At 71.1% G+C, this 13,666-nt stretch carries 13 protein-coding genes; 10 read left to right on the forward strand and 3 right to left on the reverse strand.

Annotated elements, in window-relative coordinates:
- Positions 1–109 precede the first annotated feature (109 nt).
- Entirely contained in the window at positions 110–817 is a 708-nt protein-coding gene (locus IAG44_RS37080) for a (2Fe-2S)-binding protein (protein WP_187751445.1), read from the forward strand.
- Here the strand turns inward: IAG44_RS37080 and IAG44_RS37085 are convergent.
- A complete protein-coding gene (locus IAG44_RS37085) occupies positions 814–2,598 on the reverse strand; it encodes an ABC transporter ATP-binding protein (RefSeq protein WP_246562362.1) in 1,785 nt (594 codons plus the stop codon). The two genes, IAG44_RS37080 and IAG44_RS37085, sit on opposite strands and share 4 nt — an antisense overlap.
- 97 nt (positions 2,599–2,695) lie before the next feature.
- Between IAG44_RS37085 and IAG44_RS37090 the strand changes: the two genes are divergently transcribed.
- The 6 genes from IAG44_RS37090 to IAG44_RS37115 all read left to right on the forward strand — a co-directional run bounded on the left by IAG44_RS37090 (position 2,696) and on the right by IAG44_RS37115 (position 7,880).
- The gene (locus IAG44_RS37090; RefSeq protein ID WP_187751446.1) at positions 2,696–3,784 is read left to right on the forward strand and encodes an S-(hydroxymethyl)mycothiol dehydrogenase; all 1,089 of its coding nucleotides are present in this window, start codon (positions 2,696–2,698) and stop codon (positions 3,782–3,784) included.
- Complete coding sequence (locus IAG44_RS37095; RefSeq protein ID WP_187751447.1) at positions 3,784–4,413, forward strand: MBL fold metallo-hydrolase; 630 nt, start codon at positions 3,784–3,786, stop codon at positions 4,411–4,413. Before IAG44_RS37090 ends, IAG44_RS37095 begins: the two co-directional genes overlap by 1 nt.
- 76 nt (positions 4,414–4,489) lie before the next feature.
- Complete coding sequence (locus IAG44_RS37100) at positions 4,490–5,437, forward strand: SDR family oxidoreductase (protein ID WP_187751448.1); 948 nt, start codon at positions 4,490–4,492, stop codon at positions 5,435–5,437.
- Positions 5,438–5,508: 71 nt separating this feature from the next.
- Positions 5,509–6,765, forward strand: a complete 1,257-nt coding sequence (locus IAG44_RS37105) for an MFS transporter (RefSeq protein ID WP_187751449.1) — start codon at positions 5,509–5,511, stop codon at positions 6,763–6,765.
- 133 nt (positions 6,766–6,898) lie between these two features.
- Positions 6,899–7,594 carry a L,D-transpeptidase family protein gene (locus tag IAG44_RS37110; RefSeq protein WP_187751450.1) on the forward strand — a complete coding sequence of 232 codons (696 nt, stop codon included), beginning with the start codon at positions 6,899–6,901 and terminating at the stop codon, positions 7,592–7,594.
- Positions 7,595–7,706: 112 nt separating this feature from the next.
- Entirely contained in the window at positions 7,707–7,880 is a 174-nt protein-coding gene (locus tag IAG44_RS37115) for a hypothetical protein (protein ID WP_187751451.1), read from the forward strand.
- 69 nt (positions 7,881–7,949) lie between these two features.
- Here IAG44_RS37115 and IAG44_RS37120 read toward each other — a convergent pair whose 3' ends face one another.
- Positions 7,950–9,287, reverse strand: coding sequence for a S1 family peptidase (locus IAG44_RS37120; RefSeq protein ID WP_246562364.1), 1,338 nt, complete (start codon positions 9,285–9,287; stop codon positions 7,950–7,952).
- A gap of 133 nt (positions 9,288–9,420) precedes the next feature.
- Positions 9,421–10,311 carry a hypothetical protein gene (locus IAG44_RS37125; protein ID WP_246562366.1) on the reverse strand — a complete coding sequence of 297 codons (891 nt, stop codon included), beginning with the start codon at positions 10,309–10,311 and terminating at the stop codon, positions 9,421–9,423.
- A 166-nt stretch (positions 10,312–10,477) separates the two neighbouring features.
- Between IAG44_RS37125 and IAG44_RS37130 the strand changes: the two genes are divergently transcribed.
- The 3 genes from IAG44_RS37130 to IAG44_RS37140 are packed head-to-tail and all read left to right on the forward strand — an operon-like array spanning position 10,478 to position 13,652.
- Positions 10,478–11,809 (forward strand): type 2 periplasmic-binding domain-containing protein, encoded by a 1,332-nt coding sequence (locus tag IAG44_RS37130; RefSeq protein ID WP_187751454.1) that lies wholly within the window; start codon positions 10,478–10,480, stop codon positions 11,807–11,809.
- On the forward strand, positions 11,806–12,714 hold the full coding sequence (locus tag IAG44_RS37135) for a carbohydrate ABC transporter permease (protein WP_187751455.1): 909 nt from the start codon (positions 11,806–11,808) through the stop codon (positions 12,712–12,714). The genes IAG44_RS37130 and IAG44_RS37135 overlap by 4 nt, the downstream gene beginning before the upstream one ends.
- Entirely contained in the window at positions 12,711–13,652 is a 942-nt protein-coding gene (locus tag IAG44_RS37140) for a carbohydrate ABC transporter permease (protein WP_187751456.1), read from the forward strand. Before IAG44_RS37135 ends, IAG44_RS37140 begins: the two co-directional genes overlap by 4 nt.
- Positions 13,653–13,666 lie beyond the last annotated feature (14 nt).

Here is a 13,666-nt window from a genome sequence, read left to right on the forward strand (position 1 = left end):
TAGTTTTCAACCGCCTGTGAAATCGCTGTGCTCGCTCTTGCGATCTTCACACCTTACGTCGCGGTTGGGAACACCCCCGGACCGGAAACCTCTCAGTGTGGAGCGCCACATGCCCGTCACCGACGTCCTGCGCCGGCTCACCGGTCTCTGCGACGTCCTCGACGTCCAGGTCACCGACGGCGAGTTGACCGGCGTCGATGTCCTCGCCGACCCCGGCGCCCTCGTCGACGCCGAGGCCGCCCGCATCGAGGACCGGTACGGCGTCCGCGTCCCCCGGCACGTCGCCGCCTCCCGCGCCCTGCACGACTACGCCTGGTCGGCCGCCCTCCTCATCACCGGCCCCTGGTTCCTCGGGCACCGCGTCCCCCTCGTGCGCCCCGGCGACCTGCGCGCCGACCTCGCCGGCGCCTCCTACCTCGTCCGCCCCACCGGCCGCGACCTCGACGACCCCGACCCGCGCGCCGCCGTCGCCGCCCACATGGCACCCGTCCTGGCGGCGTTCGCCCCGCTGACCAGGCGGGGTTCGCGCGCGCTCTGGGGCATGGTCGGCGACGACCTCGTCTCCGGACTCTGGTACCTGGGCCGGGTGCTCGGCCGCGAGGACGACGGCATCCGCGCCGCGAGCGAGCTGTTGCCGGGCCCGGTGGCCCCCTATCCGGCGGGCGCCGGGTTCCGCAACCTCGTTGCGCCGGACGGCAGTTGCCATCCGACGCGGACGCGCGCCGGGTGCTGCATGTTCTACGCGATCCGCCCGGCGGAGGCGTGCGGGACGTGCCCGCGCACCTCCGACGCCGAACGCCTGCGCAGACTGGGCTAGTTGACTGGTTGCTCCGGCGAATCATCCGCCGCCAGGAACTGCGTCGCCGCCAGCTCCGCGTACAGCGGGTCCGCGCCCACGAGTTCACGGTGCGTACCCACGGCGCGGACCCGGCCCGCCTCCATGACGACGATCCGGTCGGCCATGGTGACCGTCGACAGGCGGTGCGCGACGACGAGGACGGTCGTCGAGCGGGCCACATCGGCGACGGTGTCCCGCAGCGCCGCCTCGTTCACCGCGTCCAGTTGCGAGGTCGCCTCGTCGAGCATCAGCAGCCGGGGCCGGCGCAACAACGCCCGTGCGATCGCCACACGTTGGCGTTCACCGCCGGAGAGCTTCGTCCCCCGGTGCCCCACCAACGTCTCCAGCCCCTGCGGCAGTCGAGCCACCAGACCGTCCAACCGGGTCGTCTTCACCACCCGTCGCACGGCGTCGTCGTCCGCGTCCGGGTTGCCCAGCAGCAGGTTGTCCAGCAGGGACCCCGACAGCACCGGCGCGTCCTGCTCCACGTACCCGATGGCGGACCGCAGTTCGGGCAGATCCCAGTCGGCGAGCGGACGCACGTCCAGGGTGACGACGCCCTCCTCGGGGTCGTAGAACCGCTCGATCAGCGAGAACACGGTCGTCTTGCCCGCGCCCGAGGGGCCGACGAACGCCGTCATGCCGCGCGCCGGCACCGTGAACGTCACCCCGTGGTGGACGAACGGCAGGTCGGCGGCGTACCGGAAACGGACGTCCGTGAAGGCGACCGAGGCCGGTTCGGCGTCGGCGCCGGGCAGCGGGGCCGGGCGGGAGGTGGGCTCGGCGGGCAGGGACAGGGCCTCCTGAATGCGCGTCAGGGCCGCCGAACCCGTCTGGTACTGGGCGATCGCGCCCACCAACTGCTGGATGGGCGACATGAGATAGAAGACGAACAGCAGGAACGCCACCAGCGTCCCGATGTCGATCGCGCCCGTCGCCACCCGCGCCCCGCCCACCGCGAGGACCGTGATGAACGCGACCTGGATGGCGAGCCCCGCCGTGTTCCCGGCCGCCGCCGACCACATCGCCGCCCGCACGCTCTGCCGCCACGACTCCTCGGCCGCCGAGTGCAGCGTCTTCTCCTCCCGGTGCTCCGCCCCGGACGCCTTCACCGTCCGCAGCGCGCCGAGCACCCGCTCAAGCGACGCGCCCATCACCCCGACCGCGTCCTGCGCCCGCCGGCTCGCCCGGTTGATGCGCGGCACGATCAGCCCGATGACCAGCGCCGTGAACACCACCACGCCCAGCGTCACCGCGAGCAGCACCCCGTCGACGAACCCCATCACCACGAGGGTCGCCACCAGCGTCAGCCCGCCCGTCCCGAGCCCCACCAGCGAGTCTGTCGTCACCTCCCGCAGCAGCGTCGTGTCCGAGGTGATCCGCGCCATCAGATCACCCGGCTCGGTCCGGTCCACCGCCGTGATCCGCAGCCGCAGCAGATACGACGACAACGCCTTGCGGGCGCCCAGCACCACCGACTCGGCGGTCCGCCGCAGCACGTACGAAGCCACCCCGCCCAGCACGGCGTCGAGGACCACCAGCCCCGTCATGAGCGCCAACTCCCCGCCGATCGGCCGGTCGTCGGAGAGGTCGGCTATCAACTCCCGTGCCACCAGCGGCAGTACGAGCCCCACCGCGCCGGCGAGCAGGGAGAGGAGGGCCCCGGCGAGCAGGGTCCGGCGGTGTGGCCGGACGTAGCCGAGGAGGAGCCGCCATGGGGGAGTGGTCCGGGGTGCGGGTCTGCTCAATGCGTCGGTCACACGGCCAGGCTACGGGTGGCGTGATGTCGCGCCGGGGTGATCACCAGCGCGTAGGGTCGGAGGCGGGACGGAGAGTCGCCGACGAAAGGGGCAGCCCATGGCACAGGAAGTGCGCGGAGTCATCGCGCCGGGCAAGGACGAGGCGGTACGGGTCGAGACGATCGTGATCCCCGACCCGGGACCCGGCGAGGCCGTCGTCCGGATCCAGGCGTGCGGGGTGTGCCACACCGACCTGCACTACAAGCAGGGCGGGATCAACGACGAGTTCCCGTTCCTGCTCGGGCACGAGGCGGCGGGCGTCGTGGAGTCGGTCGGCGAGGGCGTCACCGACGTCGCGCCCGGTGACTTCGTGATCCTCAACTGGCGTGCGGTGTGCGGGAGTTGCCGGGCGTGTCTGCGCGGGCGCCCGTGGTACTGCTTCGACACGCACAACGCGAAGCAGAAGATGACCCTCGCGTCGACGGGCCAGGAACTGTCCCCGGCGCTCGGGATCGGGGCGTTCGCGGAGAAGACGCTCGTCGCCGCCGGGCAGTGCACCAAGGTCGACCCGTCGGTGTCCCCGGCCGTCGCCGGGCTCCTCGGCTGCGGCGTGATGGCCGGCATCGGCGCCGCCATCAACACCGGCAACGTCGGACGCGGGGACAGCGTCGCCGTCATCGGCTGCGGCGGCGTCGGGGACGCGGCGATCGCCGGGGCGAACCTGGCCGGCGCCGCGCGGATCATCGCCGTCGACATCGACGACCGCAAGCTCGCCAAGGCCCGCGAACTCGGCGCCACGCACACCGTCAACTCCCGTGGCACGGACGCCGTCGAGGCGATCCGGGAGCTGACGGGCGGGTTCGGCGCGGACGTCGTGATCGAGGCGGTCGGCAGGCCGGAGACGTACCAGCAGGCGTTCTACGCACGGGACCTGGCCGGCACGGTCGTTCTCGTCGGCGTCCCCACGCCCGAGATGAAGCTCGAACTCCCGCTGCTGGACGTCTTCGGACGCGGCGGCTCCCTCAAGTCGTCCTGGTACGGCGACTGCCTGCCCTCACGGGACTTCCCGATGCTGATCGACCTGCACCTCCAAGGTCGCCTGCCCCTGGACGCGTTCGTCACCGAGACCATCCAACTCGACGAGGTGGAGAAGGCGTTCGAGCGGATGCATGAAGGCGACGTCCTGCGTTCGGTGGTGGTCCTCTGATGGCCGCGCGCATCGAACGCCTCGTCACCTCAGGGCAGTTCACGCTCGACGGCGGCACCTGGGACGTCGACAACAACGTCTGGATCGTCGGCGACGACCACGAGGTCATCGTCATCGACGCCGCCCACGACGCCGAGGCCATCGCCCGTGCCGTGGGCGACCGGCGGCTCGCGGCGATCGTCTGCACCCACGCCCACAACGACCACGTGAACGCGGCCCCCGCGCTCGCCGAGGCGACCGGCGCCCGGATCTGGCTGCACCCCGACGACCTGCCCCTGTGGCAGCTCACCCACCCCGGCACCGACCCCGACGAACACCTCGCCGACGGCCAGGTCATCGAGGCCGTCGGCGCGGACCTGCGCGTCATCCACACCCCGGGGCACGCGCCGGGCGCCGTCTGCCTCTACGACCCCGCGCTGGGCGCCGTCTTCACCGGCGACACCCTGTTCGCGGGCGGCCCCGGGGCCACGGGACGCTCCTACAGCCACTTTCCGACGATCATCGACTCGATCCGCGACCGCCTCCTCACGCTCCCGCCCGGGACACGGGTGCTGACCGGGCACGGGGACGAGACGACGATCGGGGCGGAGGCGCCGCAGCTCCAGGAGTGGATCGCGCGGGGCCACTGAGAAAGTCTCCGGCAAATCCGAGACCCGCCGGAAAAGGCGACAGAAGGTGTCCGGCTTCCCCGTGATCATCGACGTCATGAAGAACACGAAGCCGGACACCCCCCTGCACACCGCCCCGGACCTGCGCGGCAAGGTCGCCCTCGTCGCCGGGGCGACCCGAGGCGCGGGACGCGGCATCGCCGTCGAACTGGGCGCGGCCGGCGCCACCGTCTACGTCACCGGACGCAGCACCCGCGCCCAGCGCTCCGAGTACGACCGCCCCGAGACCATCGAGGACACCGCCGACCTCGTCACCGAGGCGGGCGGCACGGGCATCGCCGTCCCCACCGACCACCTGGACCCGGCGCAGGTGAAGACGCTCGTCGAACGCATCGACAAGGAACAGGGCCGACTGGACGTCCTCGTCAACGACATCTGGGGCGCCGAGAACCTGGTCGAGTGGGACACCCCGGTGTGGGAGCACGACCTCGACAAGGGACTGCGCGTCCTGCGGCTCGCGGTCGACACGCACGCCATCACCTCCCGCCACGCCCTGCCCCTGCTGCTGCGCCACCCCGGCGGGCTCGTCGTCGAGACGACCGACGGCACCGACGAGTACAACCGGGCGAACTACCGCGTGAACTACTACTACGACCTCGCCAAGACGGCCGTCCTGCGCATGGGCTTCGCGCTCGGCCACGAACTCGCCCCGCACGGCGCCACCGCCGTCGTCGTCACCCCGGGCTGGCTGCGCTCGGAACTCATGCTGGAGCACTACGGGGTCACCGAGGACACCTGGCGCGACGCCCTGGAGAAGGTCCCGCACTTCGCGATCTCCGAGACGCCCCGCTACGTCGGCCGCGCGGTCGCCGCCCTCGCCGCCGACCCGGACGTCGCCCGCCACAACGGGAAGTCGCTGTCCAGCGGGGGCCTGGCCCAGGTGTACGGGTTCACGGACCTGGACGGGAGCCGGCCCGACGCCTGGCGGTACATCGTGGAGGTGCAGGACGCGGGGCGGCCCGCGGACGTGACCGGCTATCGCTGAAGCGGCGCTCAACAGTCGGTCGAGATCTTTTCACTTGTCCCGACCGGGGGCCGTACGCCACCGTTGACCAGGTGCGATCCACCGAATCCCCCTGGCACGGGCGGGACTTCCGCGCCCTGTTCGCGGCCTCCGCGCTCAGCCAGTTCGCGACCAACGTCAGCTATGTCGCCGTCCCGCTGATCGCGGTCTCCGCGCTCGACGCGGGGCCGGGCCAGGCCGGCGCGCTGGCCACGCTCTCCACGGTCGCGTTCCTGCTGATCGGGCTGCCCGCCGGAGCCTGGGTGGACCGGATGCGCCAGCGCGGGGTGCTGATCTGCGCCGACCTGGCCCGCGGGTCGCTCCTCGCGTCCGTCCCGCTCGCCTGGTGGCTGGACGCGCTCACCCTCGGCCACCTCTACGCGGTCGTCCTCCTCAACGGCTGCGCGACCGTGTTCTTCGACGTCGGTTCCCAGAGCGCCCTGCCCAAGCTCGTCGGGCGGGGCGCTCTGGTGCGGGCCAACGCGGCCGTCGTCAGCCTCCAGGCCGTCGCCAACATCGCCGGGCGCGGTCTCGGCGGCGGCCTCGTCCAGCTCCTCACGGCCCCGGTGGCGATCCTCTGCGCGGCCGTCGGCCATCTGGCGTCCGCGCTGGGTCTGACGGCGGTACGGGCCACCGAACGGCCGCCCTCGGCACCGGGGTTGGGGGCCCAGATAGCGGAGGGCGTCCGCCATGTCGCCGGGGACCGGGAACTGCGTGCCCTCGCCGCCACCGCCGCGCTCTCCAACCTCGGCTCGCAGCTCGTCAACACCATGCTGCCGATCCTCTTCGTACGGGAACTCGGGCTGTCCGCCGGGGCGTTGGGCCTGTACTGGGCGGCCGGCGGGGTCGGGCTGCTGCTCGGCGCGCGCTGCGCCCCGCCGCTCGCCGCGCGGTTCGGGCACGGCCGGGTGCTCGGCCTCGCCGGCGCCGCCCTGGCCCCGGCGGCGCTGCTCGTCCCGCTGATCGGCGCGGCGCCGTGGCTGTGGGTCGCGGCCGGGGGCTGGGTGCTCGCGATGTTCAAGATCGGGGTGGACAACGTCCTCGGCGTGAGCCTGCGCCAGCACAAGACGCCGGACGCGCTGCTGGGCCGGATGAACGCCACGTTCCGCTGTCTGCTCACCGGCGCCCTCGCCGTGGGCGCCGCGCTCTCCGGGCTCCTCGGCGAACTCGTCGGCGTCCGGCCCACGCTGTGGGCGGGCGGGGCCGTGCTGGCGACGGCGTTCGTGCCGGTGCTGCTGTCGCCGCTGCGGGGCAGGTGGACGCTCGTGGCCGGGGAGGAGGCGCGCGAGCCCGCCGCCGGACGCCCTTGACCGTCACGGGACTGAGGGATTTTTCACCGTTCTGTCACAGGGCCATGTGGGGTACAACCGAGGTGTCCGCCGGAAGGTCTAGGCAGGCGAAGGGTTCAGGCAGGCGAGGGAACATCCCGAAGGAGGAGCGGTCGTGGGGGACATACGCAGACGAGCGGCGGTAGTGGCCGGTGTCACGGCACTGGTGGCGCCGCTCACCATCGCCCTGGGGGCCGGGACGGCGCAGGCGGCGAGCTGTACGATGTCGGCGGGGCCGTACCAGAAGAAGGTGGAGAAGTTCCTGGGCCGCCCCGTGGACGGCAAGCAGTCCAGCGCGGACTGCAAGGCGATCCGGGCGTTCCAGACCAAGCACGGCATCACCCCGAACATCGGCTACGCCGGGTCCGTCACCTGGGGGGTGATGGATCTCATGAACAAGCAGAAGGCCGTGGGGAAGAACCCCAACAAGGACGGCAAGTGCCCGACGAACAAGGGCCGGATCGCCTGTGTGAACCTGACGCTCCAGCTCAGCTGGATCCAGGACGGCAAGAAGCTCGTGTACGGGCCGGTCCCGGTGCGCACCGGACGCGACGGCTTCGAGACGCGTACGGGGCTCAAGAAGATCTACTGGCGCAACATCGACCACGTGTCGTCGATCTACCACGTGCCCATGCCCTACAGCCAGTTCTTCGACGGCGGCCAGGCGTTCCACTCCGTCGGCATCAGCGTGTGGAACCCGCCGGGCTCGCACGGCTGCACCAACATGACGACCAAGGACGCGAAGAAGTACTGGTCGCTGCTGAAGAACGGTGACGACGTGTTCGTCTACGGGCGCAAGCCCGGCACCTGACCGCCCTTTTTGTTCCGGGCAGTTGACGTGATCAGTAACACGGTCCGATATGCCCGGAATGAAACCTATTAACTCACGCGGCCTTCACCCCTGGCGCCGTAAGATTCACACCATGTCCATCACTGTTGAACCCCTTACCGAGCGATCGGCCGCGGAGGTCAACGAGGAGATCCGGGCCCTGTGGCTGCGGTCGGGCGGGATTCTGCGCGGTGACCAGCGCGAGGAGTACCAGCGGCTGGTGACGGAGTGGGCCGCCGTGTCCCACCAGACCGCCGGAGCGGCCTGACTCCCCGCCTCCCCTTCTTTTCCGGGCACCCACCCTCGGTGGGTGCCCTTCTCTGTCACCAGAAGGGGCTCAGCCCCACGTCGCCGAGTAGTACCGCTGGTACGCCTTGCGGTCGCGCTCCTCGCGCAGATACCGGGTCATGAGCAGCGCGCCCATGCTCGCCGCGATGACCAGCAGGCCGGGGCCGATCGTCAGCGGGTCGGTCAGCCGGCCGGCGAGCGAGGTGCCGATGCCGCCCACCGGAGCCGTCGAGCCCGGCGCCGCCGAACCCGGGGCGATCGCCGCCTGTGTCGGAGTCGAGCTGGGCGCCGGCTGGTTCTGCCGCGTGCCGTCCGCCCGCGCCGCCACGATCAGCTTCAGCTTCGTCTGGGTCAGCGCCGTCGACACCGGCTGGAAGAACGTCGTCCCGCCCGACGTGCAGTCACCGCTGCCGCCCGAGGTGACGCCGAGCGCGATGCCCTCGGAGAACATCGGGCCGCCGCTGTCGCCGGGTTCGGCGCACACGTTCGTCTCGATCAGACCGGTGACCGTGCCCTCCGGGTAGTTGACCGTCGAGTTCAGCGCGGTGACCTGGCCGTCGCGCAGCCCCGTCGTGCTGCCGCTGCGGAACACCCGCTGGCCGACGACCGGATCGCCGAAACCGGTGATCCGGACGCCGTTGCCGTTGCCGATCGCGACGATGTCGGCGCCCTCGCCCGCCTTGCCGCCCGCGTACTGGATCACGGAGTAGTCGCCGCCGGGGAACGACGAGTCGACGGTCTGCCCGACCTGCTGCGACGCCTGGCCGTTCGCGAACCAGACCGACCCGTTGGGCCCGCAGTGACCGGCGGTGAGGATGAAGTCCTGCTGGCCGTTGGTGACGTTGAACCCCGCCGAACACCGGCCGCTCGTCGACAGGATGGGCAGCGCGCCGTTGATCCGGGTGGTGAACTCGCCCTTGGTGCGCTCCATTTGCACGAAGCCGCCGATGCCGGAGGCGAGCTTCGTCATGCGTGACCAGTCGTCCGCCGAGACCGTGCTGTCCGCCTGGACGACGACCTTGTTGGTGCGGTAGTCCACCGACCAGGCGGTGCCGGGGACGCGGGGAGCGTCCTTCAACGTCGCGGTGGCCGCCTTGAGTTCGTTCATGCTGTGGCCGACCATCTTCGGCTCGGCGCCCGCTTTGCGGACCTCGGCCGCCGCCGCGTCGTCGGTCACCGCGACCACCGGCCTGCCGTCCGCGCCGATCCAGCTGCCCGCCGTCCGCGCGGTGCCCAGCCGCTTCGTCAGCTCGGTGCCCGTCTGGCCCGCCGTGTCGGCCGAACTGCGCACCAGCGACGACGAGTTCGGCGTCTCGCTCGCCATCGCGGCCTGGGTGACCATGGCGCCGCCCAGGAGGAGTCCGCCGACGGCCGCCAGCCGTGTCACTCGCCGGACGGTGCGTCGTCGTACGTGCCTCATGAATGGCTCCCGAACCCGAACACGCGACGCGTGCGCCGCGGGGCGCCGTGGTCGTGGAGCGCCCACTGTTCATACGGGCGGAGGCGTACGGGTGTTCACCTCAAGTGATCGCGTTCTTCAGCGCGTTGCCTTCGAGGTACGGGCGCAGCAGCTCGCCGAGCACCGGGTCGCCGGCGCCGGTGAGCGCGTCCCCGGCGATCTTCCTGGCGATCCCCGCGAGGAAGTCCGCGAGCTGCACGCGAGGCTCGTGCCGCGCCTGCACGAGCCGCATCCCGGCCAGCTCGACGCCCCTCGCGCCGGCCCGCTCCCGGATCCACGCGATCCGCGCCGGCGACAGCAGCGTCTGCCGGTCGTGCACGAGGTGCACGGGGACGCCGGGGGCCGACCAGTGGGCGGCGGTGGCGACGACGGTCGGGAAGAGGGGGTCCAGGACGGGGATCAGGGTGGGTATCGCGGCGCGGTAGGCGTGGGCCCGTTCCCGGCCCTGTGCGAGCCGCGCGAGGGCATCGCCGGATTCGCCGTCGGAAACGGCCTGGCGCAGTGCGTCGAGGGCGTCGAGGAATTCCCGGACGAGGGTCGCGGAATCGACGTCGGCCCGCACCCGCAGCAGCCGGTTGGCGGCCCGGAGAAAAACACCCCAGGGCTGTGCCCCGGCCTTTTCCCGCAGCAGTGCCTCGGCGTCGGACAGATCCCCGCCCAGCACCTCCACCACCCGCCCCACCAGGAACGACTCCTTGTGCACCAGCTCCACATGAGCCCGCCCGCACAGCGCCCCGAGCAGCCATTCCAGCACCGCCCGGTGTTTCTCCCGCAGCAGATGGTTCGCCTTGTACTCCGTGGCGGGCGACCGAATCCGCGCCCTGATCTCCACGAGATGTGCCGCCGCGATGTCCACCGGGAGATCCACGCTCGCGTGAGCGAAGAACAACGTGTTTCCCCCGACCAGGTTCTCCCCGTCGGCCCCGGACTCGTCACACGCGATCTCGACCACGCCCCCATCCTGCTCCGGCGGAGGAGCCCGAACCAGGGATTTAAGGGAGGCGCGGCGCGGCCGCAACCTCCCGGTCATGTCTTGACATGTGGCCGAAACCATCCATAGCTTGAGCCCCTAATTTAGATTCGTGAAGAGAGTTCACGGATATGAACGGAGAGTGCCCATGGTGGATCGCCGGCGAAGTCGTCGCCTCGCCGCCGGCCTCGGTGCCGCAGCGCTGATGTTCGGGGTGTCCGCGTGCGGCGGCTCGGGCAGCGGGGGCAGCAGCGACCCCGACACGCTGGAAGTCTGGACACGCAGCGACCCCGAGTCCGCGCTCACCTACGACAAGGTCTTCGCCGCGTTCACGAAACAGACCGGTATCAAGGTCCAGCACCGCCCGGTCGTCAACTTCGACCAGCAGCTCCAGGCCAGGGCGTCCACCAGGGACCTGCCCGACGTGATGATCAACGACGCCGCGCTGATGGGCAGCTACCAGGCCCAGGGCCTGCTGAAGAAGATCGACCCCGCGTCGATCGCCGGACACGACCAGCTCGACGCCAAGACCTGGGCCACCACCGTCGGCCTCGACGGCGCCCACTACGGCATCCCCTACTCCCGCCAGGCGTTCACCCTCTTCATCCGCAAGGACTGGCGCCAGAAGCTCGGCCTGCCCGCCCCGAAGACCTGGGCCGACCTGCTCACCCTGGCCAAGGCGTTCGCGGCCGACGACCCCGACGGGGACGGAAAGAAGGACACCTACGGCATGGTCGTCCCGGGCAGCGCCCAGCGCGGCTACGTCGCCTGGTGGAGCGCGAGCTTCCTCTGGCAGGCCGGCGCCCGGATCATCGAGCCCACCAAGACCGGCGGCTACCGGCCGGCCATGGACTCCGACGCCGCCGTGAACGCCGTCACCTGGCTGAAGAAGACCTGGTTCTGCACGCCGGACAAGAACGTCGTCCAGCCCGGCGCCATCACCGCGATGACCAGCAACGCCAGCAACTTCCAGGACGGAAACGCCGGGATGTACCTCACCGGCCCCTACAACATCTCCGCCTTCGACAAGTCGCTCGGCAAGGACAAGTTCGAGGTCGTCCAGGCCCCGGCGGGCCCCGCGGGCAACAGGGACGTCCTCGCCGAGGGCGAGAACATCTACTTCGGCGCCAAGACCGGCAAGACCGCGCAGGAGAAGGCGCTCGCCGCGTTCCTGATCTCCCCCCAGGGCCAGACGCTCGCCATGACCGGCGACCACCAGCCCGTCGTCCGCATCCCCGTCAACCACACCCTCGACGCGGCCAAGGTGCGCGACGACCCGCGCTGGAACGTCGTGCAGAACGCGTACCGGACCGCCTCGGTCGAGTTCCCGAACGCGCTTGACTGGGCGCCGTTGCGGCAGGACACCGCCGACGCGCTGAACTCGATCTTCACCTACTGCGGAGGCGACGTCCGCTCCAGCCTCAAGGAGCTGAACGACACCCTCGCCGGTGACCTCAAGGACCAGGACCTGCTGAAATGACCGCGACCACCCCGGCCCCGGCGCACCGCGCCCGGCGCATCGGCACGAGGAGCGTCCTGCCGTGGCTCTTCCTGGCCCCCGCGCTGCTGCTCGCGCTCCTGTTCAAGTTCTGGCCGATGGCCAAGGGCATCTGGCTCAGCCTCTTCAAGGTGCGCCCCTTCCTCGGTGACCAGTGGGTCGGCCTGGACAACTACACCCGCGTCCTGAGCGACCACCGGTTCCAGGACGCCGTCGGCCACACCCTGCTCCTCGGCATCGGCATCTCCCTCGGCGGCATCCTCGTCGGCTTCGCCCTCGCCCTGCTCCTGGAGGGCCAGAGCCGGTCACTGAAGCTCGTCCGCACGGCCGTCTTCCTGCCCGTCGTCACCGCGACCGCGGTCGTCGGCGAGCTGTGGCGGCTGCTGTACTACCCGACCTCCGACGGCGTGATCAACCACGCCCTCGGCTTCCTGGGCCTGGGACCGACCCAGTTCCTGGACAACCCGGGCACCGCGCTGTGGTCGACGATGGCCATGGGCATCTGGATGAGCGCCCCCTACAACATGGTGATCATCCTGGCCGGCCTCGCGGGCGTCGACCGCTCGCTGTACGAGGCCGCCGCGATGGACGGCGTCTCCCTGTGGCAGCGCCTGCGGTACATCACGCTCCCCGCGATCCGCCCCGCCCTCGGCATCGTCCTCACCCTCGCCGCCATCCGCGGCCTGCGCGTCTTCACCGAGGTGTACGTCCTCACCGGCGGCGGCCCGGCCGGCTCCACCGAGGTGTGGATGACCCGCGCCTACACCCTCGGCTTCACCCGCAACGACATCGGCGGCGCCTCGGCGGCCTCCGTGGTCCTGCTGTGCGTGACGCTCCTGCTGACCGTCACGGTCAACTACTTCCGCAAGAGGGGAGACGCCCGATGAGCGCACCCGCCATCGACCCCGTCCGCGCACCCGCCACCCCGGCCCGCACCAAGTCCGCCAAGGCCGCCCGCACCACCCCGGCCCGCTTCGACACCGCCCTCGGCTGGAGCGAACGGCCCGGCGTCGCCTGGGCGCTGCGGATCCTGCTCTGCCTGATCGCCCTCGGCGTCTTCGCCGTGCCCTTCCTGACGATCTTCGCGGGCGCCTTCAGCACGAACCCCAGCGGCTCCGACCTCTCCTTCCTCCCGCACCACCCGACGCTCCTCAACTTCAAGGTCGCGAACGAGCGCGGCATCTGGGACTACTTCACCAACTCCCTGGTCATCGCGGGCGGCGCCCTCCTGCTCCAGCTCGCCGTCTCGGTCCTGGCCGCCTACGCCCTCGCCCGGCACAGGTTCCGGGGCCAGGCGCTGATCATGACGCTGTTCATGCTGACGATGATGCTGCCCGAGGAGGTCATCGCGATCCCCCTCTCCCTGGTCCTCGGCCACGTTCCCGTCGTCGGCCTCGACCTCAAGGGCACCGTGTGGGGCGTCATCCTGCCGCTCGGCGCCTGGGGCTTCTCGATCATGCTGCTGACCGAGTTCATGAAGGACATCCCCGTCGAGATCGAGGAGGCCGCCCGCCTCGACGGCGTCGGCGAGTTCCGCATGCTGTGGCAGGTGATCCTCCCGCTGTGCAGGCCCGCGCTCGGCGTCGCCGGCGTCCTCGGGTTCGTCATGATCTGGGACCAGTACCTGCTGCCCCTCATCGCCTCCAAGGACCCCACCGACTACACCGTCACCGTCGCCCTGTCGATCCTGCGCACCGACCCCGAGGTCGGCTCCGGCGTCCTGCTGGCCGGCGCGGTCATCGCCCTCGTCCCCAGCCTGATCGTCTACCTCCTCCTCCAGCGCTCGCTGGTCACCGGCATCGCGGCCGGCGCCACCAAGGGCTGACCTCGACACCCCCC

The sequence above is a fragment of the Streptomyces roseirectus genome, from assembly GCF_014489635.1.
GTDB classification, from domain to species: Bacteria; Actinomycetota; Actinomycetes; order Streptomycetales; family Streptomycetaceae; genus Streptomyces; species Streptomyces roseirectus.

Excerpts from the sequence above, each read along its gene's own strand:
- IAG44_RS37130 (WP_187751454.1), top strand. The coding sequence starts at position 10,478 with ATGGTGGATCGCCGGCGAAGTCGTCGCCTCGCCGCCGGCCTCGGTGCC.
- IAG44_RS37135 (WP_187751455.1), top strand. The coding sequence starts at position 11,806 with ATGACCGCGACCACCCCGGCCCCGGCGCACCGCGCCCGGCGCATCGGC.
- IAG44_RS37100 (WP_187751448.1), top strand. The coding sequence starts at position 4,490 with ATGAAGAACACGAAGCCGGACACCCCCCTGCACACCGCCCCGGACCTG.
- IAG44_RS37095 (WP_187751447.1), top strand. The coding sequence starts at position 3,784 with ATGGCCGCGCGCATCGAACGCCTCGTCACCTCAGGGCAGTTCACGCTC.
- IAG44_RS37115 (WP_187751451.1), top strand. The coding sequence starts at position 7,707 with ATGTCCATCACTGTTGAACCCCTTACCGAGCGATCGGCCGCGGAGGTC.
- IAG44_RS37080 (WP_187751445.1), top strand. The coding sequence starts at position 110 with ATGCCCGTCACCGACGTCCTGCGCCGGCTCACCGGTCTCTGCGACGTC.
- IAG44_RS37140 (WP_187751456.1), top strand. The coding sequence starts at position 12,711 with ATGAGCGCACCCGCCATCGACCCCGTCCGCGCACCCGCCACCCCGGCC.
- IAG44_RS37090 (WP_187751446.1), top strand. The coding sequence starts at position 2,696 with ATGGCACAGGAAGTGCGCGGAGTCATCGCGCCGGGCAAGGACGAGGCG.